Below are 23,718 nucleotides of genomic sequence, written 5' to 3' on the forward strand. Positions count from 1 at the left end.
AGCGAATCGACTAGCGAAAGTAGGGGAGCTTTGTACAACACGATTCTGATCGACAAGAAGAACCGTGTCACCACCCTCACCCTCAACCGTCCAGAGAAGCGCAACGCGATGAGCCCTGAGCTGCACGCGGAGATGGTCCAGGCGCTCACCGAACTCGCGCACGACGACGAGACGGCGGTGCTGGTGATCACCGGCGCCGGCGAGTCCTTCTGCGCCGGTCAGGACCTGAAGAAGTACTTCCACGAGATCCGCGACACGCCCGCGGCGCGCGAGGCGGCCCGCAAGAACTCCCATGACTGGCGCTATCGGATCCTCAATCACTTCCCGAAGCCGACGATCGCCGCGGTCAACGGCTACTGCTTCGGCGGGGCCTTCACCGTGGTGGCGTCGTGCGACATCGCGATCGCGGCCGACGAGGCCACGTTCGGCCTGTCGGAGATCAACTTCGGCCACATTCCCGGCGGGATGGTCGCAAAGATCGTGGCCGACGCGATGATCCCGCGCCAGGCGCTCTTCTACATCCTGACCGGCCGCAAGTTCGACGGTAAGACCTCGCGCGACATCGGTTTCACGACGATGTCCGTGCCGCGCGCCAATTTGATGGACACGGTCTACGAGATCGCCGAAGAGCTGAAGGCCAAGGACCCGCTCGCCCTGCGTGCCTGCAAGGAGGCCTTCAAGCAGGTCGACCTGCGCCGGATCTCGCACGAAGAGGCCCTCTCGTGGCTGACGGCCAAGAGCGACCAGCTCATCCGGAAGCAGAGCCAGCGTGGGGGCACCGACGGCATCGAGAGTTTCTTGAAGAAGGAGTACCGCCCCGGCTTCGGCCCGGCTCCCCAGGTCAACGCCTGATGGCCGAGTTCTCACCACCCCGCACCGGCGCCGTCGACGCCTTGCTGCACCCGTCGTCGATCGCCATCGTCGGGGCCAGCGAGCGGCCTGGCGGGTGGCCTCAGCGCATCCGCGACAACCTGCGCCGGTTTGGGTACGCCGGCGTGGTGCACCCGGTGAATCCCAACCGGGAGATCGTCTGGGGCGACATCTGCTACGCGAGCCCCAGCGACCTGCCGGAGCCGGCCGACCACCTGATCGTCCTGATCCCGGCGAAGCATGCGGTCGAAGCAGTGCGTCAAGGGGCGAGGGCCGGCTCGCGGAGCGCGACGGTGTTCTCAAGCGGGCTGGACGCGGACCAGCTGGCAGAGCTGCGAGCGATCGCCGACGAGACGGGCATGGCGATCTCCGGGCCGAACTGCCTGGGGAACATTTCCGCAGTCGCCCGAATGGTCACGACGACCGACTCCCGGCTGGACAAGATCAAGGATGGTCCGGTGGCTGTGGTCGGCCAGAGCGGAGGCGTCGTCACGGCGTTGCACCGTGCGCTGGTCAGCCGCGGCGTCGGCGTGCGCTACATGGTCTCCAGCGGCAACGAGACCGCTCTCACCACCGCGGACTACATCCGGTACTTCGCCGCGGACGACCAGGTCCGCGTCGTGGCGGCCTTCGTCGAGAGCGTGCGAGATCGGGACGCCTTCTTCGCGGCGTGCGACGAACTCGCCGCTCGTGGGAAGCGCCTGGTGGCGCTCAAGGTCGGCCGGTCGGAGGCGAGCCGGCTGGCGGCCGCCAGCCATACGGGCGCCCTGGCCGGATCGTTCGCCGCCTTCACGGCGGTGGCGGCCGCGCACGGCGTGGTTGTCGTGCCGTCGCTCGACGTCGCGGTCGAGGCATGCGAGCTGCTGTCGCGGGTGCCGGCCCCGTCCGGCGGCAGCGTCGGTGTGGTCGCGGTGTCCGGCGGCGTGCGAGAACTGGCCCTCGACAGCGCCGCACTGCACGGGGTCGAGCTTGCCTCGCTTGCCGAGGCGACCCAGGAGCGGATATCCAAGATCATCGGGCCGGACATGGAGGTCAGCAACCCGCTCGACAGTGGATACGCCGGCCTCTCCGACCCGGCGAACCTGGTGGCGTGCGTCGAGGCGATGGCCGACGACCCCGCGGTCGGAATGGTGTTGCTGCAGGAGGAGTTGCTCGGAGTGCGGGCGCCGCACAAGGAACGAGCCCTCCGGTTGTTCGACGACTCCTTCCCCGGAGGAAGGACGGTTGGGGCACAGGTGCCTGTCGCGCTGTTCTCGATGACGTCCACCAACGTCACGGAGATCGGCCGGGAGATCCGCGACTCGCTGCCGAACCTCGCATTCGTCCAAGGGATAGACAACGCGGTCGCGATCGCCGGAGCGTTGCTCTCGGTCCGGCCGCACCTCACTGCGCCGGGGGGCCCGGCTTCCGCGACCACGTCAGCGACCGCCGACCCAGCCCGCTCGCTGCTGCGTGAGCTGCCAGAGGTCCTCACCGAGGCCGATGCCAAGCGTCTGTTGGCCCTGTACGGCGTGACCGCTCCGGAGGAGGCAGTCGTCGCTTCCCCAGAGGAGGCGGCGGCGTGGGCCAGCGGACACGGGCCGGGACCGTTCGTCGTCAAGGTCGTCGCCTCCGGCCTGCACCACAAGTCGGAGAGCGGCGGGGTGCGGCTGGGTCTCGTCGACCCCGAGGCCGTGGCGTCCGCCGCCGCCGAGGTGGTGGCGAAGCATCCGGGGCTCGACGGACTCCTCGTCGCCAAACAGGTCGTCGGCGGGATCGAGCTGATCGTCGGCTTCCAGAACGACCGCGAGGTGGGGCCCGTCGTGGCGGTCGGTCTGGGCGGGACCGCTGTGGAGCTGTATGGCGATGTCAGCCTCCTACCGGCCAGGTGTACGCCCCAGGAGGCGAGGGTGGCGCTCGACAAGACGGCCGCGGGTCCTGTGCTTGCCGGCTGGCGCGGAGCGGCAGGCGGTGACGTTGATGCGGCTGTTGACGTGATCTGCGCCATGGCCCAGTTGGCGGGGGACCTCGGCGACGAATTGGAGTCGGTCGAGATCAACCCCCTCGTCGTACTGCCGCCGGGCCAGGGCGCGATGGCGCTCGACGCGTTGTGCCTCGGGTTGCCGAGGGAGGCCGCATCGTGAGCGCAGACCGACCGGATCAGGCGGCCGAGCCGGGCATGACCTTCTCGGCAAAGGACGGCGTCGGCCTGCTCACTCTTGACCGTCCGGCCAAGCACAACGCACTCAGTACCCGCATGCGGTCGACGCTGCTCGAGATTCTCGAGGCCATCGGCACCGACAATTCTGTCCGCGTCGTGGTGCTCCGAGGCAACGGCCCGTCGTTCTGTGCCGGCGTGGACATCAAAGAGGCCCGTCCGCCGGAGCCGTCCAAGCGGAACGCTCTCTGGACCCGGGAACACGACAACCTCGGCGCAGCCATCGGCTGCCTACCCGTCCCGGTCGTCGCGGTGCTGCGCGGGAACGTGCTGGGTCGCGGGCTCGACCTCGCGCTGGCAGCCGACCTCCGCATCGGTACGCCGGAGGCTCGCCTCGCCTACCCGGAGGTCGAGCGCGGGATGATCGTCGGCGGGGGTGGCGCCCGTCGGCTTGTTCGTCTCGTAGGGGAGTCACGCGCCATGGACATGGTGCTGTGCGGAAAGATCCTCGACGGCCGAACGGCGCACGAGTGGGGCCTGGTGACCCGGCTCGTAGACGACTCGGAACTCGAGGAGGCTGCCTTGGCCCTGGCCTATCGGCTGGCCAAACAGCCGGCGCTGGCCACGTACATGGCGAAGGTGACCGTTCGGAGCGCGTTGGACGCATCGGCTGCGGTGGGTGCGTGGACGGACAGCGCGTTCAACGTTCTCGGACTCTCCGAGTAGGTCCCGGGTCGTCGAGCAGGTCTCGGCGCGTCGGTGAAACCCCTGTCGAACCGGCTTCAGTGGCGGAACGGAAGGCAAAGGAGCAAACACATGAGAAAGATGAGCATTGCGGCTCTCGCCTTGGTGATCGGAACGTCGGCGCTGGCCGGGTGCGGTAGGGATGCGTCGGCCGACGTGTCGGCGGAGGTAGCGAAGATCGATCAGCAGTCGGGCCCCGCCCGAGAGCAGGCGCTCTACGCCAAGGCCAAGGACGAGGGCGGCGTCACCTGGTACACCGGGTTGATCCCCAACCAGGTGGTCATTCCGATCAAGGAGGCGTTCGAGAAGAAGTACCCGGGCGTCGAGTTGAAGTATTACCGCGGGGGAAGCTCCGAAATCGCCCAGAAGATGCTGCTCGAGGCGAAGGCGCGCGCTCCCAAGTCGGACGTCTGGGACGGTGCGCACGCCGGCGAGGCGTTGAAGGGTGCCCGAGCCGCCGAGAAGTACGACTCGCCGTACGCCGAGGACTACCCGAACGACCAGAAGGACCCGGACGGCTACTGGACTGCGGTCAACATCTACGTCAAGGGCATCGCCTACAACACCGACCGAGTCAAGCCGGCGGACGCGCCGAAGACCTTCGACGACCTGCTCGACCCGAAGTGGAAGGGGCAGGTGGCCTGGACGCCGGAGGCGACCGGTGGCGCGGACTTCATCGGCAACGTGCTGAACACGCTCGGCGAGCAGCAGGGCGAAGAGTTCCTGCGGAAGCTGGCCGGCCAGAAGCTGAAAGTCGTCCAGGTCAGCTCGCGTGAGCTTCTCAACCAGGCGATTGCCGGGCAGTACCCGATCGTGCTGCAGGTCTTCAACAATCACGTCGCACTGAGCAAGAAGGACGGCGCGCACGTCGCATTCTCCGCCCTCAACGCCGCGAGCAAGGAACTCAACCCGCTGGGCCTGACGGCCGGCGCCGCGCACCCGTTCGCCGCTCGTCTGCTGATCGACTTCCTACTCTCGCCCGAGGGACAGGCGGTCTTCCGCGACGCTGCCTACATTCCGGCCAGCCCGGACGTGAGACCCACCGACCCCGATCTGGACCCGGAGTCCGGCCGCTTCAAGACGACGCTGCTGAGCCCGGCGCAGATCGAGAAGGACAGTGGCCGGTGGATGGACCTCTTCGACAAGGTCAACGCCGGCTAGCCAGATCACGCCCGTCGCCGGGGTACCGGGTCACCGCCCCGGCGACGAGTGAGGAGGAGTACATGAGAAGCCGGTTCGTTGGTTGGGTTGTCCTAGTGCTCGGCGTCGTGCTCGCCGCCGTGATGGCGCCCATCCTGTGGCAGTTGATCGCCGGTAGCCTCACCGAAGGCATGCTGGTTGACTCGCGGGTGTGGACCCTGGAGAACTTCAGGGAACTCTTCGGTGACAGATCGAACATCCACGCCGCGGTGAACACCGTCGTGTTCGCCATCGGGTCTGCGCTGCTCGCGATCCTGATCGGCGGAACCCAGGCATGGCTGGCCGAACGTACCAACGCGCCGTTTCGCACCCTGGCCTACCTGGGCGCAGTCATCCTGATCGGCACGCCGTACCTCGTCTACGTGATCTCGTGGACGCTGATCCTGGGACGCAACGGGCTGGTGAACTCGATCCTGGGACAGCTAACAGGTTCGGACAATCCGTCGATCATCACCGTCAACAGCCTGCCGGGGATGATCTTCATCGAGGGGCTGATCTGGTCGCCGCTGGCCTTCTTGCTGATCGTCAGCGCGTTCAAGCGGGCGAACCCCGCCCTCGAGGAAGCGGCCCAGATGTCGGGCGCCGGCACCTTCACCGTGTTGCGCCGAATCACCCTCCCGCTGGCCTGGCCTGCCATCCTCGCGGTCGGTCTGCTGGCGTTCGTCCGTGTGATGGAGGCGTTCGAGGTGCCCGCCGTCGTGGGCCTGCCGGGCGGCGTCGAGGTCGTCACAACGAAGGTCTACCAGACGATCCGGCGCGGGATCACCCCCGACTACGGCTTCGCCAATGCCTTGTCGGTGACCCTCATGCTCGTTGTCGGCGTCCTGGTGTGGCGCTACAACCGTCTGTCGAAGAGGGCCGAGCGCTACCAGGTGGTGAGCGGAGAGGCCTACCGGCCGGGCGTCATGGACTTCGGGCGATGGCGCTACGCCTACGGCGCCGTGTCCGTGGTGCTCTTCGGAATCCTCGTCGCCCTCCCGATCGTCGTCCTGGCATGGGCCGCCTTCGTGCCGGTCTTCCAAGGCTTCAACTCGAGCATGTTCAATTTCGTACTGCAGAACTTCCGCTGGGCTCTGAGTACCCCATCGCTCGTGGAGGGGGCGATGAACACCATCCTGCTGTGCGCGATCGCGTCCGTGGCCGCGAGCCTCATTACGTGCCTGGTGGCGTGGCTTGTCGTACGGCGGGCCCCAGCCAGTGCGCTGCTGGACCAGTTGGTGAGTGTGCCTCTGATCATCCCCGGCATCGTTGTCGGCATCGCGATCGCCCAGGTCGGCCTGGCCTCGCCCATCCCGATGTACGGGACGATCTGGATCCTGATGTTCGGCTACTTCGTGACGTTCCTGCCGTTCACGATGAGGTTCGCCTACGCCGGAGTGATCCAGATCAGAGCCGACTTGGAGGAGGCTGCGCTGGTGTCGGGAGCCAGCCGGTTCCGGCTGTTCGTCCGGGTCGTCCTCCCCCTGCTGGCGACCTCGCTGCTCACCGGAGGAATCTTCGCGTTCATGCAGGGTGCCCGGGCGCTTTCGATGCCGATCTTCCTGGCCTCGCCGGACTCTCCGGTCGCTGCCGTCTCCTTGTACGACGCGTTCGTCAACGGCAGTACCACGCAAGTCGCGGCATTCGGACTTCTCTGGATGCTCGTGATGGTAACGATGTCCGGCCTGATCTTCGCTTTCGCGAAGCGAAGCAACGTATTGCTCTACTGACTCTCCGCGTCGCGATTTCGCGGGCACCGGGAAAGGGTTCCGGTATCTCGGCTACGACACCGTTCACGTCTTCGACAATGCCAGCGGCCCTGCCGCGTCTGACGTCGGCTCCTCACGCCGGGTCGGGCGCACTCGCACGGCAGACGGCGGCGGGTTTCCAGAAACCCGCCGCCGTGGTGGTCCTTCCGGCCCTCAGGGCGATCGGACGGGCTCGGGGTCGGACACGTCCGCCGACGTTGCCTGCGTCTGGACGCGGGCTGCCGTGCGGTCGAGGTGAACACGCATGATTTGCTGAGCCCGCTCCAGGTCACGGTCCCGGATCGCTTCGGCGATCTCCAGATGCTCTGTGGTGCCCCGTTTGCCCATGAGCGGTGCGGCGACCTTGGCCTCGTGAAGCGACATCAACATCGGGCCGTGGAAACTGTGCACCAGCATCGCGATGGCCGGGTTGTGGGTGCACTCAGCCAGGCGTACGTGGAACGCGGCCGACATCTCCATGGTGTACTCGCCGGCGTCCACGGCCTTCCGGCCCTCTTCCACCATCGCCAGCAGCGCCTGCACGTCGGCGTCGGTGGCTCGCTCCATCGCGAGCGGAAGCACGCCCAGCTCGACGATCTTGCGGGCCTCGGTCACGTTGGGCGCGGTCAGGCGGGACACGCTCAGCAAATCGGCGAGCCCTTCCCCGAGCTGTTCGGGCGAGGGCGTAGTCACGAAGGCGCCGCCGCGGGCCCCGACCCGGATCGTGACTAGTCCGCCTGCCTCCAGCATGCGTAGCGCTTCGCGGACGGTGACCCGGCTGACGGCGAACCGCTGGCACAGGTCCCGCTCACTGGGGAGTCGGTCGCCCGGCTTGAGTCTGCCGTCATGGATCAACATCTTGATCTGGTCGACGATGACTCGCGACGCGCGGTCGATGTTCACGCGACTGAACATGTCGTCGGACGTGTCGGAGCCCTCGCTGATCCTGAAGTTCGACGCCATCGTTGGCTCCCCGGTCGGGTGAAGATTGATGGACCAATGGTATGCCATTGGACGCGCGAGCCCGGTGATCCTCGCTGACCCTGACCGATCTCGTGAAGTCGTACGGGAGCCGATGCGGGCGCCCGGCGGCAGGGGCTCGGTATTCGCTGTGAACGGCTTGAGCTTCGATGTCCGGCCTGGTGGGCTGTTTCACCCTTCCCGGTCATGCGTCGAACAGGGTGATGGGTCCGTCGTCGCCGTAGTCGCGCAGGGACACCGCCAACTGGGACGCCGGCGTGGCTCGCGCCGACGATGAGTGCTCCGCCGCTCACGGTTGTTCGTCCGGAAGCTCGACGGTCAGCCGTCCAGGGCTCGGTGACGGTGATCTGGCAGCACAGGCGGCTCGTCGGCCGGCGGTCCGACACCGCGAGGTCCAGCATGTCGTCCTCGAGATCGTTGGCAGGACCGACGAGCGGCAGGAAGTCCTCGTCGACGTAGGGTCGCACAGGAGCTGTTACCTCCGCATTCGCCGACGATGCCGCGCACGCCGTTCCTGACGGCCGTGACCATGACCGAGTCGCCAAACCGTCGCATCTATCGGGGTGGGGTTCCACCGACGGTGACAAAGGTGACCTTGGGCACTAGACGGCTTCCTCTCGGGTAATGGTCTTACCATGCTGCCTTCTGACGTTCTCTGGCGCATCTCTCTTTGCTTCTTGACCCACAGGTAACGCTTCTGTAACGTCTCGAACCAAAGGTTAGACCTTTAGTCCTTGGCAGGATCTACTCGTCGTGACCACCACCACAGGAGGCGCTGTGCGACGATCACCTTCCGGTCGTACCCGGCGAGAGTCCTCGGCGTATCAGATGACCCGTACGGGACCAGGCACGACGACCGCGCCGCGGCCGTGGCCAGGCGCTCGGTCACGGAGGTCGTGCGTCGCCTACTGGCGAGCTGACCACCCCGGTGGCGGGGAGAAAACGTCCAGTTGGCCGCTTCGGGTGGCCCACGTCCAGCCCATCGTCACGGGACCAAACGGGGTCGCCTCATGAAGACGGCGGCAAACGGGCCATGGCGATGCCCTCGTGGACTGGGAGTGCCCCAAGTGCCTTACAAGCTCGGCGCCAAGGTCGGGCTGCGGCAGGACTGAGCCGCGGGCTGCGATCAGTCCGCTGGCTGCTATCAGGAGGACAAGATGTTGCGCATCGACAATCTCGTCAAGACCTTCGACGGCGAGCGTCGCCGGCGTCGTGCACTTTCGTCCGGCACTGAGGAGCGGGTGTTCGCCGTCAACGACATCGGCTTCAAGGTCGAAGAGGGCGAGCTTTTCACCCTGCTGGGCCCGTCCGGGTGCGGCAAGACGACCACCCTCCGTTCCATCGCCGGACTTGAGAGCCCTGACTCCGGCACCATCGAGGTCGGCGACCGGGTCTTCTTTTCGGGCGCTGCGGGCAGGAAGACGGTCAACGTGCCCGCGAACGAGCGCGGGCTCGGCATGGTCTTCCAGTCCTATGCGATCTGGCCGCACATGTCGGTGTTCGACAATGTGGCGTTCCCGTTGCAGGTGAAGAAGCGCCGCGAGCGGCCGGGCAAGCGGGAGATCGCCGAGCGGGTGATGCGGGTGCTGGAGACGATGGAGCTAGGCAGCTATGCCGACCGTCAGGCCACCAAGCTCTCCGGCGGGCAGCAGCAGCGGCTCGCCCTCGCCCGCGCGCTCGTCATGGAGCCCCCACTGCTGCTGCTCGACGAGCCGCTGTCCAATCTCGACGCGAAGCTGCGGGAGTCCCTGCGTTACGAGCTCAAGCGGCTGCAGCGGGAGCTCGGCATCACCTCGGTGTACGTCACCCACGACCAGACGGAGGCACTGGTCCTCAGCACCTCGATCGCGGTGATGCGCAGCGGCAAGGTCGTTCAACTGGGCCGGCCCCGGGAGATCTACGAGAATCCCAACTGCAAGTTCGTCGCCGAGTTCATCGGCACGTCGAACTTCATTGCTGGCAACGTCGTGGCGAAGGACGGCGAGCGGTACTCCGTCGGCACCGAGGACGGGCAGCTCCTGGTCGATTCGGCGGCGGACCTACCGGTCGGCGCCGACGTCATCGTCTCGATCCGGCCCGAGGCGGTGGAGGTCAGCACCAGCTCGCGGGCGGGTGCGGTGCCAAACGAGTGGACGGGGACCGTGCTGACCCGGGCCTTCCTCGGGGAGGCCGTCGACCATGTGGTCAAGGTCGGCAAGCACGAGATCCGGGCCCGGGGCAACCCCTCGGTCTCGATCGAGCAGGGGACCTCGATCTACCTGCACCTGGATCCCAGCAAGCTGGCCCTGGTGCCCGTGGGTTGAGGCGGTCACGCGTGGCGCTGACCGTGGTCCTGCATAACCGTGACTTCAACCCCTACTGGGGAGTGGTCCTCTCCGAGATCGGCACCCGGGGCACCGTCGCCGCCAACCTCTGCCAGGTCTACGACCTGACCGGCGCCATCGCGTACACCGGCCCGGTCGGTGTCGGACAGGCTGTCGCGCCGCTCGTGCTCAGCCCGCTCGGTGGGGCGGCTGGTAGAAGGCGATCACCCGGCACCGCAGGCCTCGTCCGGTGTCTCGATCTGGCCCGTTGACGTACGTCACACCTGTGGGATAATGGTCAGGCCATTAGGCAACAAGGAGGACGTGCCGCGTGCCGAAGGTCGTGGATGTGGGCAGTGACGGCGACGAGCGTGTGATCGACGCCAGCGTCGGCGAGAACGTCATTGAGCGCGCTCCGTGCACCGGCGTCCCCGGCATCATCGGCGCTGCGGCGGCAACAACTCCTGCGCCACCTGCGATGTGGGTCCGCGAGGGGTTATTCGAGGCCGTCGGCGGGCCGGGTGACCTCGAGGAGGACCTGCTCGACCCTCGGTGTCACCAGCCGCCGCGACTGCAGCCGCCTCGGTTGCCAGATCGAGATCACCGACGCGCTCGACGGGCTCACGGTCGAGGTGCCGCCCACGCAGTCCTGACCACAAGCAATCCCTGGCCACACAGGCCCCTTTCATCCCGCCCATCGGTTTGATAGCCCTCAGACAGGTCCTGGAAGGAACGAGATGCTCCGCGCCGAGATCAACGAGCTGCTGACGCGTACCGGCCCCGGCACGCCGATGGGTGAGCTCTTCCGCCGCTATTGGCAGCCCGTGCTGCTGGCCGAGGAGCTACCGTCCAACGACTGTCCGCCGGTGCGCGTGAAGATCCTCTCGGAGCGCCTGATCGCCATCCGCGACAGCAACGGCAACTACGGCCTCATGGACGAGTTCTGCGCGCACCGTGGCGTCTCGCTCTGGTTCGGCCGCAACGAGGAGGGCGGGCTGCGCTGCCCTTACCACGGCTGGAAGTACGACTACACCGGCCAGGCGATCGAGGTTCCGAGCGAGCCGGAGACCAGCAACTTCTGCGCCAACGTCAAGCTCAAGTCCTACCCGCTGGTGAAGCTCGGCGACGTGCTGTGGACCTACCTGGGCGACCCGGAGAAGCAGCCGCCGCTGCCGGAGTGGGAGGCCTACACCGTCCCCGAGGGCCAGGCGTTCACGTCGAAGCGTCTGCAGGAGTGCAACTGGCTGCAGGCGCTCGAGGGCGGCATCGACTCCAGCCACGTCACATTCCTGCACTCCGGCAGCCTCGACCGCGACCCGTTGTTCAAGGGCTCGAAGGGCAACCAGTACAACAAGGGTGACCTCAAGCCGTTCTTCGAGGTCGTCGACTACGAGGGTGGCCTGCTCATCGGCGCCCGCCGCAACGCGGAGGAGGGGTACTACTACTGGCGCGTGACGCCGTGGGTGCTGCCGAATTTCACGATGGTGCCGCCGCGCGGCGACCACCCGGTGCACGGCCACTTCTGGGTGCCGATCGATGATGAGAACTGCTGGGCCTACAGCTTCGACTACCACCCCACCCGTCCGCTCACCGAGACCGAGGTCGCGGCGATGCGGGCCGGCAAGGGCGTCCACAGCGCGAACGACGCGGCGTACCGTCCGCTCGCCAACAAGGACAACGACTACCTGATGGACCGTGAGGCGCAGCGCCGCGGCGAAACCTACTCCGGCATCGAGGGCATCGCGCTCCAGGACTCCTCCCTGCAGGAGTCGATGGGCCCGATCGTCGACCGGACGAAGGAGCGCCTCGTCGCCACCGACGCCGGCATCATCAAGGCCCGCCAGAAGCTCCGCAAGGCTGCGCTCGCGCTGTCCGAGGAGGGCACCGAGCCGGTCGGCAACCGCGCGCAGGACCAGAAGGTCCGCTCGGTCGCCATCGTGCTCCCGGCCGACCAGTCGTTCGTCGAGGGCATCGGCGAGGCGATGATCGCCAAGCCGGGCGTCCCGCAGACCACCGTCTGAGGCGGGCGCGTCGATGACCGACCAGCAGCTGTCGATCCCGGCAGGCGTCAGTGCGTGCTCCGAGGCGACCACCGCCAGGGAGGCGGCCTTCCGCATCGACTATCCCTTGGCGGCGGCCCGCAACACGCGGGTGGTCGCCCTCGACCCGGAGGCGGAGCGGATCGTCCGTCGAGCCTCCGAGCTGGAGTGGGGCCAGGCCCGGTTCTACTCCGTCGTCGACCCGGGCCACACCCTGGTCGCCATGACGGGTGAGTCCGTGCCGCTGGCCGACGCGCTGGAGGACAGCAACACCGTCGTGATGGTCTCCGTCGACGGCGCCAACGTCGAGGCGGTCGGCACCATCGGCGCGGCCTGCAAGGTGCGCGGCATCATGACCGCCGGCCTCGTGGTCGCGCCGGGAGCACTCACCAGCGAAGCGCTGTTCCACCTGCGGCCGCACGCCCGGATCCTCCTGGTTCCGGCCGAGGAGGACGACCTCACCGAGCTGTTGAGGGCGACGCGCGCATGAGCGGGATGACCGTCCCCCTGCTGCAGGCGATGAAGGCGGCCGGCGAGAAGAGCGTCTGCATCGTCGCCTGGGACTACCAGATGGCCAGGATCGCCGACCGGGCCGGCGCCGACATCATCTCCGTCGGCGACACGGTCGGAGTCAACCTGTGGGGCCAGCCGCACCCGCTCGAGATCACCTTCGACGAGCTGCTGGTGGTCGCCAAGGCGGTCCGCCGCGGGGTCAAGGATGCACTCCTGAGCTGCGACTTCCCGTACGGGCCGCTGCAGTCCGGTGACGCGGTGCCTGCCGCGATCCGGCTGGTCAAGGAGGCCGGCGTCGACCTGGTCAAGCTCGACGGCGCCGCTGACTTCCCCGAGGCGGTCGAGGCGGTCACCCGGGCCGGGATCCCGGTCTTCGCGCAGTTCGGCATCACGCCGCAGACGGCGCTCAAGTACGGCGTGGAGTACGTTGCGGCGCACACCGTCCAGGTCCCCGACGAGATGCTCGGAGAGCTTGTCGATGAGGCCAAGCGGCTCGAGGCGGCCGGTGCAGTCGCCCTCAACTTCACCAACTCGGGGCCGGTGGTCGGCCCGGCCGTCGTACAGGCCGTGTCGATCCCCGTCCTCGGTGGCTTCGGCGGCGGCCCATGGCTCGACGGCCGGATCAGGATGTCCACGGCTGCGATCGGATACTCGGCGAAGTGGCTCGACGAGGAGCCGGACACTTACGCCAACGTCGCGCGGGTCGCGTACGACGCGCTGACTGAGTGCATCACCGACATCCGTGAGGGCCGTCAGATCCGCGGCGGCATCCCCGTTCCGAAGCAGTAGGAGACGTCATGCCCATCGTCGAGCTCGACGGCATCCGCACGCGCTACGAGGCGGTCGGCCAGGGCCCAACGCTGCTGATGTTCAGTCCCGGCGGCTTCGACTCGAGCCTCGAGAACTGGACCTCCTTCGGCCGCTACCGCGACCTGGGGTTCATCGACGCGCTCTCGCCGCACTACACCTGCATCGTCTTCGACCGCCGCGAGTCCGGGCGCTCCGGTGGGCGGCTCGAGCGCCTCTCGTGGGACAAGTATGTCGCCCAGGCGATCGCCCTGCTCGACCACCTCGGCGTCGAGCAGACCCACACGATGGGCGGCTGCGTCGGCTGCTCGACGGCGGCGCTGATCGCTGTCGCACAGCCGGAGCGCGTCCGCAGCATGGTGCTCGTCTCGCCGGCCGGCGGCGTCACCTATCGCGCTGCCCAGCACCGCCGGTTCACCCAGCACCTGGGGTTCGTCGCCGAGCACGGCTTGGCCGCGGTCGTCGAGCTGGCCCGGTCGACCGGAGCCGGGTTCAGCAAGGACCCGCGGGTCGGCCCGTGGGCGGCGGTGCTGCGCAGCGACGACGAGTTCGCGAAGGCCTACGCCGAGGCGGACCTCGCGCGCTACGCGACTATCGTCAGCGGCACCTCCCGACTGCTCTTCGACCGCGACACCGTGCCCGGCCCGGAGCCGGAGGATCTTCAGGTGCTCGACGTGCCGGCGCTGATCGTGCCCGGCGACGACACCTCTCACACTCGCTCCGCCGCGCGCTACCTGCAGGAGTGCCTGCCCGACAACGACTACTGGGACGTCCCGGTCGCGGAGCAGACCCCCGAGGCGTCGCAGCAGCGCGTGCTGGACTTCCTCGCGAGACACTGATGCTCATCCTCGTCCGCCACGGCGAGAGGGCGTGGAACGCCGCTGACCGGTCCGCCGGCTGGGCCGACATCCTGCTCACGCCGGCGAGGTCCTTCGGGGTCGCGATCGGCCGGTCCTGCAGCACCTGCGTCGCACCGTGGTGGAAGTCGCGGACGAGGAAGACCAGCAGCGCGGTGAACGCGACCCCGTGCTGCCTGGCGGTCAGGTACGTCGTCAGGGCCATCTCGGCGACGTCATACTCGAGGTCGCGGACCATCTTGCGGAAGCCCTTAATCAGGACCGGCTCGTCAGCGCACGAGAGCGTGTAGCCCGACGGTGTCGCCTCCCCGTCTATCAGCGCACGGTTGGCGCCCTGGGGGCTGGTGAGGGTCGCCAGCTCTCGCATGACGCTCCCTCTGGGACGGCGGGGACGGCGGGAAGCGTGGGTGGAGGTGGGCCGCAGAAAGGTTCGTGACCGACCCCACCCGTCGATGATATGTTGGTCAGACCATTCTGCCAATCTGTTGTGATGGAGTGCCGATGCCCGACCTGGTGCGCGCGGCGGTGCGGACCGCGCCGCGGACGACAGAGATCCGCGAGTTCCCCTTCCCCGCCGTGGGCGACGACGAGGCGCTGCTGCGCGTCGAGGTCGCTGGGATCTGCGGGACCGACGTGAAGCTGTACGACAACCCCGTGATCGGCGGGCCTGTGATCATGGGCCACGAGAACGTCGGGATCATCGAGCACGCCGGGCCGGAGTTCACCCGGCTGCACGGGGTGATGGACGGCGACCGCGTCTTCGTCGAGCACTACGTCGGCTGCTACCACTGCGAGTGGTGCCGGATCGGCGAGTTCCGCCACTGCGAGGCGACCGACTGGCGCACCAACTCCGACGCCCGGCGCTACGGCTACACACCAGCGACGAACGACGGGACGCTCTGGGGCGGCTTCTCCGAGTACATGTTCCTGCCCTGGAACGCCGTGGTGCACAAGGTCCCCGAGGGCGTCACCGCCGAGCTCGCCGGCCTCGTGACCCCGATCTCGAACGGCATCGAGTGGGCGCTGCGCGCCGCGGGCGTCGGCTATTCCGACACCGTCCTCATCCAAGGCCCCGGTCAGCAGGGCCTCTCCCAGGTCGTCGCCTGCAAGCAAGCCGGCGCCTCGCAGATCATCGTCACCGGCACCGCCCGCGACAAGGCGCGCCTCGAGCTCGCCCGGGAACTGGGCGCCGACCACGTCATCGACATCCTTCAGGAGGACCCGCTCGAGCGGGTCATGGAGATCACCCGCGGCCGCGGCGTCGACTTCGTCCTCGACTGCACCTCCCGGGCCGGGGTCGGCCCGGTGCTGCTCGGCGTCGACGCCCTCAAGCGCCGCGAGGGCGTGCTACTCATCCAGGGCGAGCTGGCGGCCTTCCCCGACTTCCCGGTCAAGAAGATCACCGAGAAGGCGATCACGATCAAGAGCGCTCGCGGGCACTCCTACGAGGCGTGCGAGCTCGCCCTCGAGCAGCTCGCGTCCGGACGCTTCCCGCTCGAGAAGCTGGCGACGCACCGGTTCGCGCTGGAGGACGTCGACTTGGCCATCCGCACGCTCGGCGGCGAGGGCGTCGAGGACGTCATCCACATCTCGCTCCTGCCGGGGATGACCCGCGAGCAGGTCGCTGCCCTGGGAGCGGGTGCCTGATGGCCGGCCTCGTCGTCACCAACCCGCCGCGCGCCGACCGCGCCGTCGTCGAGGGCCTCGCCGAGTACGGCGTCGCCACCATTCACGAGGCGCAGGGCCGCACCGGCCTGCTTGCCTCCTACATGAGCCCGATCTACGCAGGCGCCCGGGTCGCGGGCACGGCCGTGACCGTGTCGGTCGCGCCCTGCGACAACTGGATGCTCCACGTCGCCGTCGAGCAGTGCCAGCGCGGCGATGTCCTCGTCGTCGCCCCCACGTCGCCGTCCGACGCCGGCTACTTCGGCGAGCTGCTCGCCACCGCCCTCGCTACCCGCGGCGTGCGCGGGCTGGTCATCGACGCCGGCTGCCGCGACGTCGCCGAGCTGACCCACATGGGCTTCCCGGTCTGGTCGAAATGCGTCTCGGCGGAGGGGACGGTGAAGGAGACGCTCGGCGACGTCAACCTCCCGGTCGTGTGCGCCGGGCGCGTGATCAACCCGGGCGACGTCATCGTCGCCGACGACGACGGTGTGGTCGTCGTACGCCGTGAGGAGGCGGCCGAGGTGCTCGCCGCGTCGAAGGTGCGCGAGGAGAAGGAGGCGGTCTCGCGGGCCCGGTACGCCGCCGGCGAGCTCAGCCTCGACGTCAGCTCGATGCGCGAGCGGCTCGTGCGCAAGGGCCTGCGGTACGTCGACTACGAGGGCCACGTGAAGGAGGCGGAGGCGTGATCATCGACGTGCACGGCCACTACACGACCGCGCCCTCGGCGCTGCAGGAGTTTCGCGACGCCCAGCTGGCGGGCGGTTGCGCCACGCTGGCGCCGGTCTCCGACGACCAGCTGCGCGAGAGCGTCGAGGGCAACCAGCTGCGTATCCTGCGGGAGCGCGGCGGCGACCTGATGGTCTTCTCGCCCAAGGCCTCCGGCATGGAGCATCACGTCCCCGACGCCGCGACCGCTGACGCCTGGGCGCGGGCCTCCAACGACCTCGTCCACCGCGTGAGCGAGCTCTTCCCCGAGCACTTCGCACCGGTCGCTCAGCTGCCGCAGACGCCCGAGGGCAACCTCGCCGGCGTCGTCGCCGAGCTGCGCCGCACCGTCGGCGAGCTCGGCTTCGTCGGCGCTAACCTCAACCCCGACCCGTCGGGCACCTGGGCGGGCAAGCCGATGACGGACGAGTCGTGGTTCCCGGTCTACGAGGTGCTCGAGGAGCTCGACGTCCCGGCCATGGTGCACGTCTCGACGGCGTGCAACCCGAATTTCCACACCCTCGGCGCACACTACCTCAACGCCGACACCAGCGTCTTCGTGCAGCTGCTGCAATCGGATCTGTTCCTGCGCTTCCCAGGGCTGCGCTTCGTGATCCCGCACGGCGGGGGAGCGGTGCCCTACCACTGGGGGCGCTACCGGGGTCTGGCGATGCGCAACGGCTGGCAGGACCCCGCCGAGCTGCTATCGAACGTATTCTTCGACACCTGCGTCTACCATCAGCCCGGCATTGACCTGCTGCTCGACGTGCTGCCGGCGGACAACGTCCTCTTCGCCTCCGAGATGCTCGGCGCCGTCCGCGGCGCCGACCCGGACACGGGCGTCGCCTGGGACGACACTCTCACCTACGTGCGCGCCGCCGGCCTGCCGGAGGAGGCACTCGGCAAGGTCCTCACCGACAACGCCCTGAGGGTCTACCCGCGGCTGGCCGCCCGCATCGGAGTACGCGCATGATGCGACGCCTCCCGCTCACGCTCGCATGCGGAGACTACGACCGCACGCGTGCCCTGCTCGAGGGCGACGTCCGGCCCGACGGCATCGACCTCACCTACCTCCGGCTTCCGGTCGAGGAGACGTTCTTCCGCATGCTCCGGCATCGCGAGTTCGACGTCGCCGAGATGTCGTTGTCGACGTACGCGGCCTCGCTGGCGCGGGAGGACCGCCCGTTCGTGGCGCTGCCGGTGTTCACCTCGCGGATGTTCCGGCACTCCTCGGTCTACGTCCGCGAGGGGATCACCTCGGTCGAGGAGCTCAAGGGCGGCGTCGTCGGCGTGCCCGAGTTCCAGCTCACCGCGTGCGTCTGGGTCCGCGGGATCCTCGAGGAGCACCACGGCCTGCCGGCCTCCTCCGTCCGATACGTGACCGGTGGCCAGGAGTCGCCGGGTCGGATCGAGAAGGGCGCCGTCTCCGTGCCGTACGACGTCTCCGCGATTCCGTCCGACCGGACGCTGTCGCAGATGCTCGGTGCCGGCGAGATCGACGCGCTCTACACCCCGCGGGTGCCGTCGACCTTCGGGGCGGGGGTGACCCGGCTCTTCCCCGACGTGGTCCGCGCCGAGCGGGCCTACTTCGAGGCGACCAGGATCTTCCCGATCATGCATGTTGTCGTGTTGCGCCGGGAGGTCTACGAGGCGAACCGGTGGGTCGCACAGGCGCTCCACAAGGCGTTCGTCGCCGCCCGCGACCTGGCCTACGCCGGCCTCTCGGACTCCTCGGCGCTGCGGTTCCTGTCGCCGTGGCTGGTCCAGCACGCCGAGGCCGACCGGGCGCTGCTCGGCGACGACTTCTGGTCCTACGGTCTGTACGCCAACCGGCACGTGCTCGAGGCGTTCCTGCGCTACCACCACGCGCAAGGGCTCTCGCCGCGGCTGCTCACCCCGGAGGAGCTGTTCGCGCCGGAGACGCTTGAGAGCTTCGTCATCTGATGGACGAGCTGCGCCTCGCCTGCACTCGCATCCTCGGTCGGCGCTGCTCGCCGGGCTGGCCGAGGTGCCCGTCAAGCCGGTCTTCGGCGCCTACGACATCCCGGCCTAACCGTCTCCCGGTTGCCGGAACCCCTCCCCCCCCGCATGCGGGGCTGGTCCGCTCGGCCGGGGCCGGCTGGGTGCTGGCCGGCACCCTGTGGATGCCTCGGTGTGCGTCCTGCGCGGTCACGGTATCGTCACGGTCCGGGCCGACGTACCATCGGTGGTCGCGCAGGCGCTGGCCCTCGACGAGCTGCTCTCCGTCAGCGTCGAGCTGGCGCGGCTCGGTGCGACCCGGCGCGACGTCGCCCCGGACGACCTGCCCGACCTCGGGCCGTCGTTCAACGTCGCCGCGCTGTGGCGGCACAACGTCGCGCTGCTGGAGCGGCAGGGCCTCGCCGACTTCGGCTGACCCCGCCCGCGCCCCGCTCAGGAGGCGCGGACGAACTCCCGGAGGGCGACGCTGGTGTCGGCCGCGGCGTCCGCCGGGATGCTGCGGCCGGTGTCGAGCAGCTTGCGGACCGCCATGAGTCGCGGGGCGCGTTGACCGCGTCGATCGAGAGTAGCCGGCCGTCGCGGTAGTAGAGCGCCGAGAACTGCTCGCTCGCCGGCTCGCCGCGTAGGACGACCTGGTCGTAGCCGGTGTTGATGCCCGCCATCTGCAGCCTGAGGTCGGCCTGATCGGACCAGAACCACAGGACCCCGGTGCTCGGCGGCTCGACGTCGAGCAGCGTCGCGGCGGCGACGTTCGCCTGCGCGATCGCGTTCTGCACTGACTCCAGGCGCAGCGCGCCGTGCTCCGGGTGGGCGGTGACCGTGCAGTCGCCGGCGGCGACGATGCTGGGGACGCTCGTGCGGGCGAGCTCGTCGACGACGATGCCGCCGACGCACTCCAGGCCGAGCGACTCGGCGAGTTCGGTGTGCGGCACGAGGCCGATGCCGACCACGACGACGTCGGCGGGCAGCACGTGTCCGTCGCAGAGCTCGACGCTGTCCACGCGGCCGTCGCCACCGAAGCCCGCGACCGCCGTGTCGAGGAGCACCTTCGTGCCGCGACGGCGGTGTGCGGCGGCGTAGAACTCGGACATCTCCGGTGCCACGGCGCGCGGCATCAGCCGTTCCGCGGCCTCGACGACGGTGACGTGCTTGCCGGCCGCCGTCGCGGCCGCAGCGGCCTCCAGGCCGACGAAGCCGCCCCCGACGACCACGACGTTGCCGGCGGCCCGAGTTCCGTGCGCAGGGCGGCGGCGTCGTCAACGTCGCGCAGGTAGTGGATGCCCGCGAGGTCCGACCCCGGCACCTGCATCCGCCGCCGCGCGCCGCCGACGGTGAGCGCGAGCCGGTCGAAGCCGAGCGTGCGGCCGCTGGGCGTCGTCGCCACGCCGGCGCCCTTCTGCGGGTCGGTCAGGCGGATCGCGTCAACCCACTCGCCGCAGACCAGGTCGATGTCGTGGTCGCGGTAGAAGTCAGGCCCCCGCAGCACCAGTCCGTCCTCCGGCAGCTTGCCCTGGAGGTAGGCCTTCGACAGCGGCGGACGCTGGTACGGCGCCCGCGACTCGCGTCCGATCAGTGTGATGCCTCCGGTGGCCCCGAGGTCCGCAGGCTTGTCGCCAGCTGCAGGCCGGCCTGGCTCGCTCCGATGACCAGCGTGCCGACCCGTTCCACCGTTCCCCCATTGATTAGACCGTTACACCTTACATCGAAGGCAGACTGTGTGTGGAGGCGGCGGAGGAGCTGGGTGAACGCGTGTCTTTCGGGCGGAAATTTGCGGCGGCTCGACAATTCGAACGGTCTCAAGAAGGTTAGCGGCGGTGAGTGACTCGGGGTCGAGAGAGCTCTCCGGTCGCGACGCGAGTGCTGCGACTCGCCGAGGGGCCACAGCCGACGTCCGACACGAGCGGACTCTTGAGACTTGATTCGATGATTGGTTAGACCAATAGTCAATTTTTGTGGTACGTTCCTGTGGGGGGCCCACCCGGGGTCGCGCCAGTCGCTGAAGCGCGATTCGCGGACGTCGCACGAAACCGGGGCAGCGAGCTCTCTTCCCAGAAAGGGTGATCTTGCTGTGGTCCAGGCCGAGAACGTGACCGGGCCCCAGCGGGGCATGCTGATCGACGGCGAACTCGTGATGGCGCTGGACGGTGCGGTGCTGCCGTCCGAGAGTCCCGCGACCGAGGAGATCATCGGTGAGCTGCCCGATGCGACCGCCGAGGACGTCGACCGTGCCGTGCGGGCCGCCGGCCGGGCGAGCAAGGAGTGGTCCGCGACGGCCTGGTCCAAGCGCGGGGCCGCATCGTACGCGGCGGACCTTCGGCGGAGCGCGGCCAGGCGACGCGCTGGAGATCGTCGGATCGCTCCTCAGCGCTCGGACCTGACACTCGCCTGCGGTTGACCTCACCCGGAGCGGTCATACCTTTAACCAGTTGAACTGGAGGAAAATCCGTGGCCAAGGACGCACTCGTCTCCGACGAGCTCGCCAAGAAGTTCAAGACCGAGAAGGACTCACCTTACGTGCGCTGGGTGCGCGACGAGGGCCTCGACATCATCGCCGCGCACTACGTCTACGACCTGAACACCGTCGAGCTGAAGCCGTGGGCGCGCCGCGGCGGTCGGGGCGTGTTCATCAACCACGAGGCCTCGCGGACCTCCAACGACTGCTACGTGTGCGAGATCCCGGGCGGCGGGGAGCTCAACCCGCAGCGCCAGCTGTTCGAGGAGATGATCCTCGTGCTGTCCGGCCACGGCTCCACCTCGGTGTGGAACGACGCCGGCCAGAAGGTCACCTTCGAGTGGGGCCCGGGTTCCCTCTTCGCGATCCCGCTCAACACCTGGCATCAGCACTTCAACGGCTCGGGCACGGAGGCGGCCCGGTTCGTCTCCTCGACCAACATGCCGCCGGTCCTCAACCTCTACGACGACGTCGACTTCGTCTTCAACACCGCGCACGACTTTCCGAATCGGTTCGCCGGTGAGCCCGACTACTTCGCGGACAAGGACGAGGTCGACGGCTTGCTGCTGAAGACCAACTTCGTCGCGGATGCGGTCAACCTGCCGCTCATCGCGGCCAAGGAGCGCGGCGCCGGCGGCGGCCACATCCGCTTCTCCATGGCGCGCGGCTCGATGAACAGCCACATCTCGCAGTTCCCGACGGCGACGTACAAGAAGGGCCACCGGCACGGTCCGGGCGCCCACGTCATCATCCTGTCCGGCGAGGGCTTCAGCCTCATGTGGCCCGAGGGCGAGGAGCCCAAGCGCTACGACTGGAAGGCGGGCAGCATGATCGTGCCGCCGAACATGTGGTTCCACCAGCACTTCAACACCGGCACCGAGCCGGCTCGCTACCTCGCCTTCAAGCACGAGGTGGTCTCGGTCCGCAACGCCCAGGGTGTCCCGAAGGCCTGGATCAGCCAGCGCGTCGGTGGTGATCAGATCGACTACGCCGACGAGCACCCGCTGGTGCGGGAGACCTTCGCCAAGGCGCTCGCCGGGAACGGTCTCGTGCCGCAGATGGACGCCGCCTACGAGGCCGAACTGGCCGACCTGCCGCCCAAGCCGTGAGCCGACAGTGAGCGTATGGGTAGGGCACGGGCACCACGACCGGGACGACGACCACGACCATCACGACGGTGAGCCCGACTCCAACGTGATGTGGGTGCAGGACAACGTCGTCCTGCACAGTGTCGGCGTCGACATCGGGTCGGCGACCACCCAGATCGCGTTCTCCCGGCTCCACCTCCGTCGCCACGCGGCCGACCTGACCAGCCGCTACATCGTGGTCCGGCGCGAGCTGGTCCACGACGGCGGGACCCGGTTGACGCCGTACGCCGACGGCAACCTGATCGACGCCGTCGCGCTCGGCACGATGCTCGACGAGGCGTACGCCAGCTCCGGCTGGACCGCGGACGACATCGACACCGGGGCGGTCATCCTCACCGGCGAGGCGCTGCGGCGCGCCAACGCCGAGCTGATCGGCAAGGTCGTCGCGCAGCGGGCTGGGCAGTTGGTGTGCGCGACGGCCGGCCATCACATGGAGGCGCTGCTGGCCGCCTACGGCTCCGGCACGGTGCGCCGCTCGCACGACGAGGCGAGCGTGCTGCTCAACGTCGACATCGGCGGCGGCACCACCAAGCTGACCCTCGTCGAGCGGGGGCGCGTGGTGGGCACCGCAGCGTTCCTGGTCGGCGGGCGGCTCGCGGTCGTCGACGACGGCGTGCTGGTGCGGCTCGAGCCGGGCGGCGCGCGGCACGCGGCCGCCGCGGGCTTCACCTGGGAACTCGGCGGCGCGGTGTCGCCGGCCGAGCTGGTCCACGTCGGCGAGGTCATGGCCAAGGCGGTCGCGGATGCAATCGCTGGCAAGCCCGATCTCTACCTCACCGACCTCCTACCGCTGCCCGACGCTGTCGACGGCGTCGTCGTGTCCGGGGGGGTCTCCGCCTACCTCCACGGCCGCGAAACCCAGTCGTACGGCGACCTCGGGGCCGCCCTGGCCGACGGCCTCCGACGCCGCTTCTCCGAGGGCAGCCTGCCCGGGCCGCTGCTGGCCGGCGAGGAGGCCATCCGCGCGACCGTCGTGGGCGCCTCCGAGCACACCGTGCAGCTCAGTGGCATCACCGGCCATCTGAGCGACCCGGAGGCCAGCTTGCCGCGGCGCGACCTGCCGGTGGCGCATCTCGACGACGCCGTGGGAGACGAGGTTGACGAGGTCTCGGTCGCCGACGGCGTACGGGGGGCGTTCGCGGGGCGCGACATCGGGCCCGACCAGGAGGCGGTGCTCGCCGTGACGTGGGGGGCCGGAGCGCCACGCTACCCGCGGGTCGCGGCGCTCGCCCGCGGGCTCGTCGCCGGGCTGGGCGACCGGGCTGCCGCCGGGCGCACGGTCTACCTCATGCTCGACGGCGATGTCGCGATGACGCTGGGGCGGATCCTCACCGAGGAGCTCGGCGTGGAGGCTGCGCTCGTGGTGCTCGACGGCATCCAGCTGCGGGAGTTCGACCACGTCGATCTCGGCCGGGTCCGGCCGATCTCCGGAAACGTCCCGATCACGATCAAGTCACTGGCCTTCACGCACGGACGGGACTGATCTGGCTGTGCCGTGCGCCTTCCATAGGATGTGGGTGCGGCGCAGGTAGGCCCAGGTCCGAGCGCGGAGCGGCCGAAGCCGCTGCGTCCATCCCGATTGCGGTG

23 protein-coding genes are annotated in these 23,718 nt (G+C 68.8%); 20 read left to right on the plus strand and 3 right to left on the minus strand.

Annotated features, from left to right (window positions below):
* The first annotated feature begins 30 nt into the window (after window positions 1-30).
* From AC0OLQ_RS16970 to AC0OLQ_RS16990, 5 genes are all read left to right on the plus strand, one after another.
* The gene (locus AC0OLQ_RS16970) at window positions 31-852 is read left to right on the plus strand and encodes a p-hydroxycinnamoyl CoA hydratase/lyase (RefSeq protein ID WP_484532148.1); all 822 of its coding nucleotides are present in this window, start codon (window positions 31-33) and stop codon (window positions 850-852) included.
* Window positions 852-2,993: an acetate--CoA ligase family protein gene (locus tag AC0OLQ_RS16975; RefSeq protein WP_484532149.1), complete on the plus strand. Its 2,142-nt coding sequence runs from the start codon at window positions 852-854 to the stop codon at window positions 2,991-2,993. The genes AC0OLQ_RS16970 and AC0OLQ_RS16975 overlap by 1 nt, the downstream gene beginning before the upstream one ends.
* A complete protein-coding gene (locus AC0OLQ_RS16980; RefSeq protein ID WP_484532150.1) occupies window positions 2,990-3,733 on the plus strand; it encodes an enoyl-CoA hydratase/isomerase family protein in 744 nt (247 codons plus the stop codon). The genes AC0OLQ_RS16975 and AC0OLQ_RS16980 overlap by 4 nt, the downstream gene beginning before the upstream one ends.
* A 33-nt stretch (window positions 3,734-3,766) precedes the next feature.
* Window positions 3,767-4,912 carry an ABC transporter substrate-binding protein gene (locus AC0OLQ_RS16985; protein ID WP_484532151.1) on the plus strand — a complete coding sequence of 382 codons (1,146 nt, stop codon included), beginning with the start codon at window positions 3,767-3,769 and terminating at the stop codon, window positions 4,910-4,912.
* 62 nt (window positions 4,913-4,974) lie between these two features.
* Window positions 4,975-6,660 carry an ABC transporter permease gene (locus AC0OLQ_RS16990; protein ID WP_484532152.1) on the plus strand — a complete coding sequence of 562 codons (1,686 nt, stop codon included), beginning with the start codon at window positions 4,975-4,977 and terminating at the stop codon, window positions 6,658-6,660.
* Window positions 6,661-6,852: 192 nt separating this feature from the next.
* Here the strand turns inward: AC0OLQ_RS16990 and AC0OLQ_RS16995 are convergent, their stop codons facing one another.
* Entirely contained in the window at window positions 6,853-7,641 is a 789-nt protein-coding gene (locus AC0OLQ_RS16995) for a FadR/GntR family transcriptional regulator (RefSeq protein WP_484532153.1), read from the minus strand.
* Window positions 7,642-8,816: 1,175 nt separating this feature from the next.
* On the opposite strand from AC0OLQ_RS16995, the gene AC0OLQ_RS17000 reads away from it, so the two are divergent.
* The 12 genes from AC0OLQ_RS17000 (at window position 8,817) to AC0OLQ_RS17055 (ending at window position 18,946) form a co-directional block, all read left to right on the plus strand.
* Window positions 8,817-9,962, plus strand: coding sequence for an ABC transporter ATP-binding protein (locus tag AC0OLQ_RS17000; protein WP_484532154.1), 1,146 nt, complete (start codon window positions 8,817-8,819; stop codon window positions 9,960-9,962).
* Window positions 9,963-9,973: 11 nt separating this feature from the next.
* Window positions 9,974-10,234, plus strand: a complete 261-nt coding sequence (locus AC0OLQ_RS17005; RefSeq protein ID WP_484532155.1) for a hypothetical protein — start codon at window positions 9,974-9,976, stop codon at window positions 10,232-10,234.
* A gap of 249 nt (window positions 10,235-10,483) precedes the next feature.
* Entirely contained in the window at window positions 10,484-10,615 is a 132-nt protein-coding gene (locus tag AC0OLQ_RS17010) for a hypothetical protein (protein ID WP_322440901.1), read from the plus strand.
* Window positions 10,616-10,699: 84 nt separating this feature from the next.
* Window positions 10,700-11,983 carry an aromatic ring-hydroxylating dioxygenase subunit alpha gene (locus tag AC0OLQ_RS17015; RefSeq protein ID WP_322440902.1) on the plus strand — a complete coding sequence of 428 codons (1,284 nt, stop codon included), beginning with the start codon at window positions 10,700-10,702 and terminating at the stop codon, window positions 11,981-11,983.
* A 13-nt stretch (window positions 11,984-11,996) separates the two neighbouring features.
* Window positions 11,997-12,491: a hypothetical protein gene (locus tag AC0OLQ_RS17020; RefSeq protein ID WP_484532156.1), complete on the plus strand. Its 495-nt coding sequence runs from the start codon at window positions 11,997-11,999 to the stop codon at window positions 12,489-12,491.
* A gap of 5 nt (window positions 12,492-12,496) precedes the next feature.
* Entirely contained in the window at window positions 12,497-13,303 is an 807-nt protein-coding gene (locus AC0OLQ_RS17025; RefSeq protein ID WP_484532157.1) for a 3-methyl-2-oxobutanoate hydroxymethyltransferase, read from the plus strand.
* An 8-nt stretch (window positions 13,304-13,311) separates the two neighbouring features.
* Window positions 13,312-14,160 (plus strand): alpha/beta fold hydrolase, encoded by an 849-nt coding sequence (locus AC0OLQ_RS17030; protein ID WP_484532158.1) that lies wholly within the window; start codon window positions 13,312-13,314, stop codon window positions 14,158-14,160.
* Window positions 14,161-14,679: 519 nt separating this feature from the next.
* Window positions 14,680-15,825: a zinc-dependent alcohol dehydrogenase gene (locus AC0OLQ_RS17035; protein ID WP_484532159.1), complete on the plus strand. Its 1,146-nt coding sequence runs from the start codon at window positions 14,680-14,682 to the stop codon at window positions 15,823-15,825.
* Complete coding sequence (locus tag AC0OLQ_RS17040) at window positions 15,825-16,532, plus strand: 4-carboxy-4-hydroxy-2-oxoadipate aldolase/oxaloacetate decarboxylase (RefSeq protein ID WP_357341881.1); 708 nt, start codon at window positions 15,825-15,827, stop codon at window positions 16,530-16,532. The genes AC0OLQ_RS17035 and AC0OLQ_RS17040 overlap by 1 nt, the downstream gene beginning before the upstream one ends.
* The gene (locus AC0OLQ_RS17045) at window positions 16,529-17,524 is read left to right on the plus strand and encodes an amidohydrolase family protein (protein WP_484532160.1); all 996 of its coding nucleotides are present in this window, start codon (window positions 16,529-16,531) and stop codon (window positions 17,522-17,524) included. Before AC0OLQ_RS17040 ends, AC0OLQ_RS17045 begins: the two co-directional genes overlap by 4 nt.
* Window positions 17,521-18,495, plus strand: a complete 975-nt coding sequence (locus tag AC0OLQ_RS17050) for a substrate-binding domain-containing protein (RefSeq protein WP_484532161.1) — start codon at window positions 17,521-17,523, stop codon at window positions 18,493-18,495. The genes AC0OLQ_RS17045 and AC0OLQ_RS17050 overlap by 4 nt, the downstream gene beginning before the upstream one ends.
* A 208-nt stretch (window positions 18,496-18,703) precedes the next feature.
* The gene (locus tag AC0OLQ_RS17055) at window positions 18,704-18,946 is read left to right on the plus strand and encodes a hypothetical protein (protein ID WP_484532162.1); all 243 of its coding nucleotides are present in this window, start codon (window positions 18,704-18,706) and stop codon (window positions 18,944-18,946) included.
* Here AC0OLQ_RS17055 and AC0OLQ_RS17060 read toward each other — a convergent pair.
* Window positions 18,876-19,742 (minus strand): NAD(P)/FAD-dependent oxidoreductase, encoded by an 867-nt coding sequence (locus AC0OLQ_RS17060; protein ID WP_484532163.1) that lies wholly within the window; start codon window positions 19,740-19,742, stop codon window positions 18,876-18,878. The two genes, AC0OLQ_RS17055 and AC0OLQ_RS17060, sit on opposite strands and share 71 nt — an antisense overlap.
* Window positions 19,646-20,110 carry an FAD-dependent oxidoreductase gene (locus tag AC0OLQ_RS17065; RefSeq protein ID WP_484532372.1) on the minus strand — a complete coding sequence of 155 codons (465 nt, stop codon included), beginning with the start codon at window positions 20,108-20,110 and terminating at the stop codon, window positions 19,646-19,648. Before AC0OLQ_RS17065 ends, AC0OLQ_RS17060 begins: the two co-directional genes overlap by 97 nt.
* Before the next feature lie 489 nt (window positions 20,111-20,599).
* Here AC0OLQ_RS17065 and AC0OLQ_RS17070 point away from each other — a divergent pair, with 489 nt between their 5' ends.
* From AC0OLQ_RS17070 to AC0OLQ_RS17080, 3 genes are read left to right on the plus strand one after another with little or no spacing between them, the layout of a single operon-like run.
* Entirely contained in the window at window positions 20,600-20,926 is a 327-nt protein-coding gene (locus tag AC0OLQ_RS17070; RefSeq protein WP_484532164.1) for an aldehyde dehydrogenase family protein, read from the plus strand.
* 50 nt (window positions 20,927-20,976) lie between these two features.
* The gene (locus tag AC0OLQ_RS17075; protein WP_322440915.1) at window positions 20,977-22,092 is read left to right on the plus strand and encodes a cupin domain-containing protein; all 1,116 of its coding nucleotides are present in this window, start codon (window positions 20,977-20,979) and stop codon (window positions 22,090-22,092) included.
* A 7-nt stretch (window positions 22,093-22,099) separates the two neighbouring features.
* Complete coding sequence (locus tag AC0OLQ_RS17080; RefSeq protein WP_484532165.1) at window positions 22,100-23,614, plus strand: ethanolamine ammonia-lyase reactivating factor EutA; 1,515 nt, start codon at window positions 22,100-22,102, stop codon at window positions 23,612-23,614.
* Window positions 23,615-23,718 lie beyond the last annotated feature (104 nt).

The organism is Micromonospora sp. Utrum1 (genome assembly GCF_057197805.1).

Bases quoted from the DNA above. Each gene is read 5' to 3' on its own strand.
- AC0OLQ_RS17040 (WP_357341881.1), top strand. From the start codon at position 15,825: ATGGCCGGCCTCGTCGTCACCAACCCGCCGCGCGCCGACCGCGCCGTC.
- AC0OLQ_RS17025 (WP_484532157.1), top strand. From the start codon at position 12,497: ATGACCGTCCCCCTGCTGCAGGCGATGAAGGCGGCCGGCGAGAAGAGC.
- AC0OLQ_RS17030 (WP_484532158.1), top strand. From the start codon at position 13,312: ATGCCCATCGTCGAGCTCGACGGCATCCGCACGCGCTACGAGGCGGTC.
- AC0OLQ_RS17050 (WP_484532161.1), top strand. From the start codon at position 17,521: ATGATGCGACGCCTCCCGCTCACGCTCGCATGCGGAGACTACGACCGC.
- AC0OLQ_RS17015 (WP_322440902.1), top strand. From the start codon at position 10,700: ATGCTCCGCGCCGAGATCAACGAGCTGCTGACGCGTACCGGCCCCGGC.
- AC0OLQ_RS17020 (WP_484532156.1), top strand. From the start codon at position 11,997: ATGACCGACCAGCAGCTGTCGATCCCGGCAGGCGTCAGTGCGTGCTCC.
- AC0OLQ_RS17000 (WP_484532154.1), top strand. From the start codon at position 8,817: ATGTTGCGCATCGACAATCTCGTCAAGACCTTCGACGGCGAGCGTCGC.
- AC0OLQ_RS16995 (WP_484532153.1), bottom strand. From the start codon at position 7,641: ATGGCGTCGAACTTCAGGATCAGCGAGGGCTCCGACACGTCCGACGAC.
- AC0OLQ_RS16975 (WP_484532149.1), top strand. From the start codon at position 852: ATGGCCGAGTTCTCACCACCCCGCACCGGCGCCGTCGACGCCTTGCTG.
- AC0OLQ_RS17035 (WP_484532159.1), top strand. From the start codon at position 14,680: ATGCCCGACCTGGTGCGCGCGGCGGTGCGGACCGCGCCGCGGACGACA.
- AC0OLQ_RS16990 (WP_484532152.1), top strand. From the start codon at position 4,975: ATGAGAAGCCGGTTCGTTGGTTGGGTTGTCCTAGTGCTCGGCGTCGTG.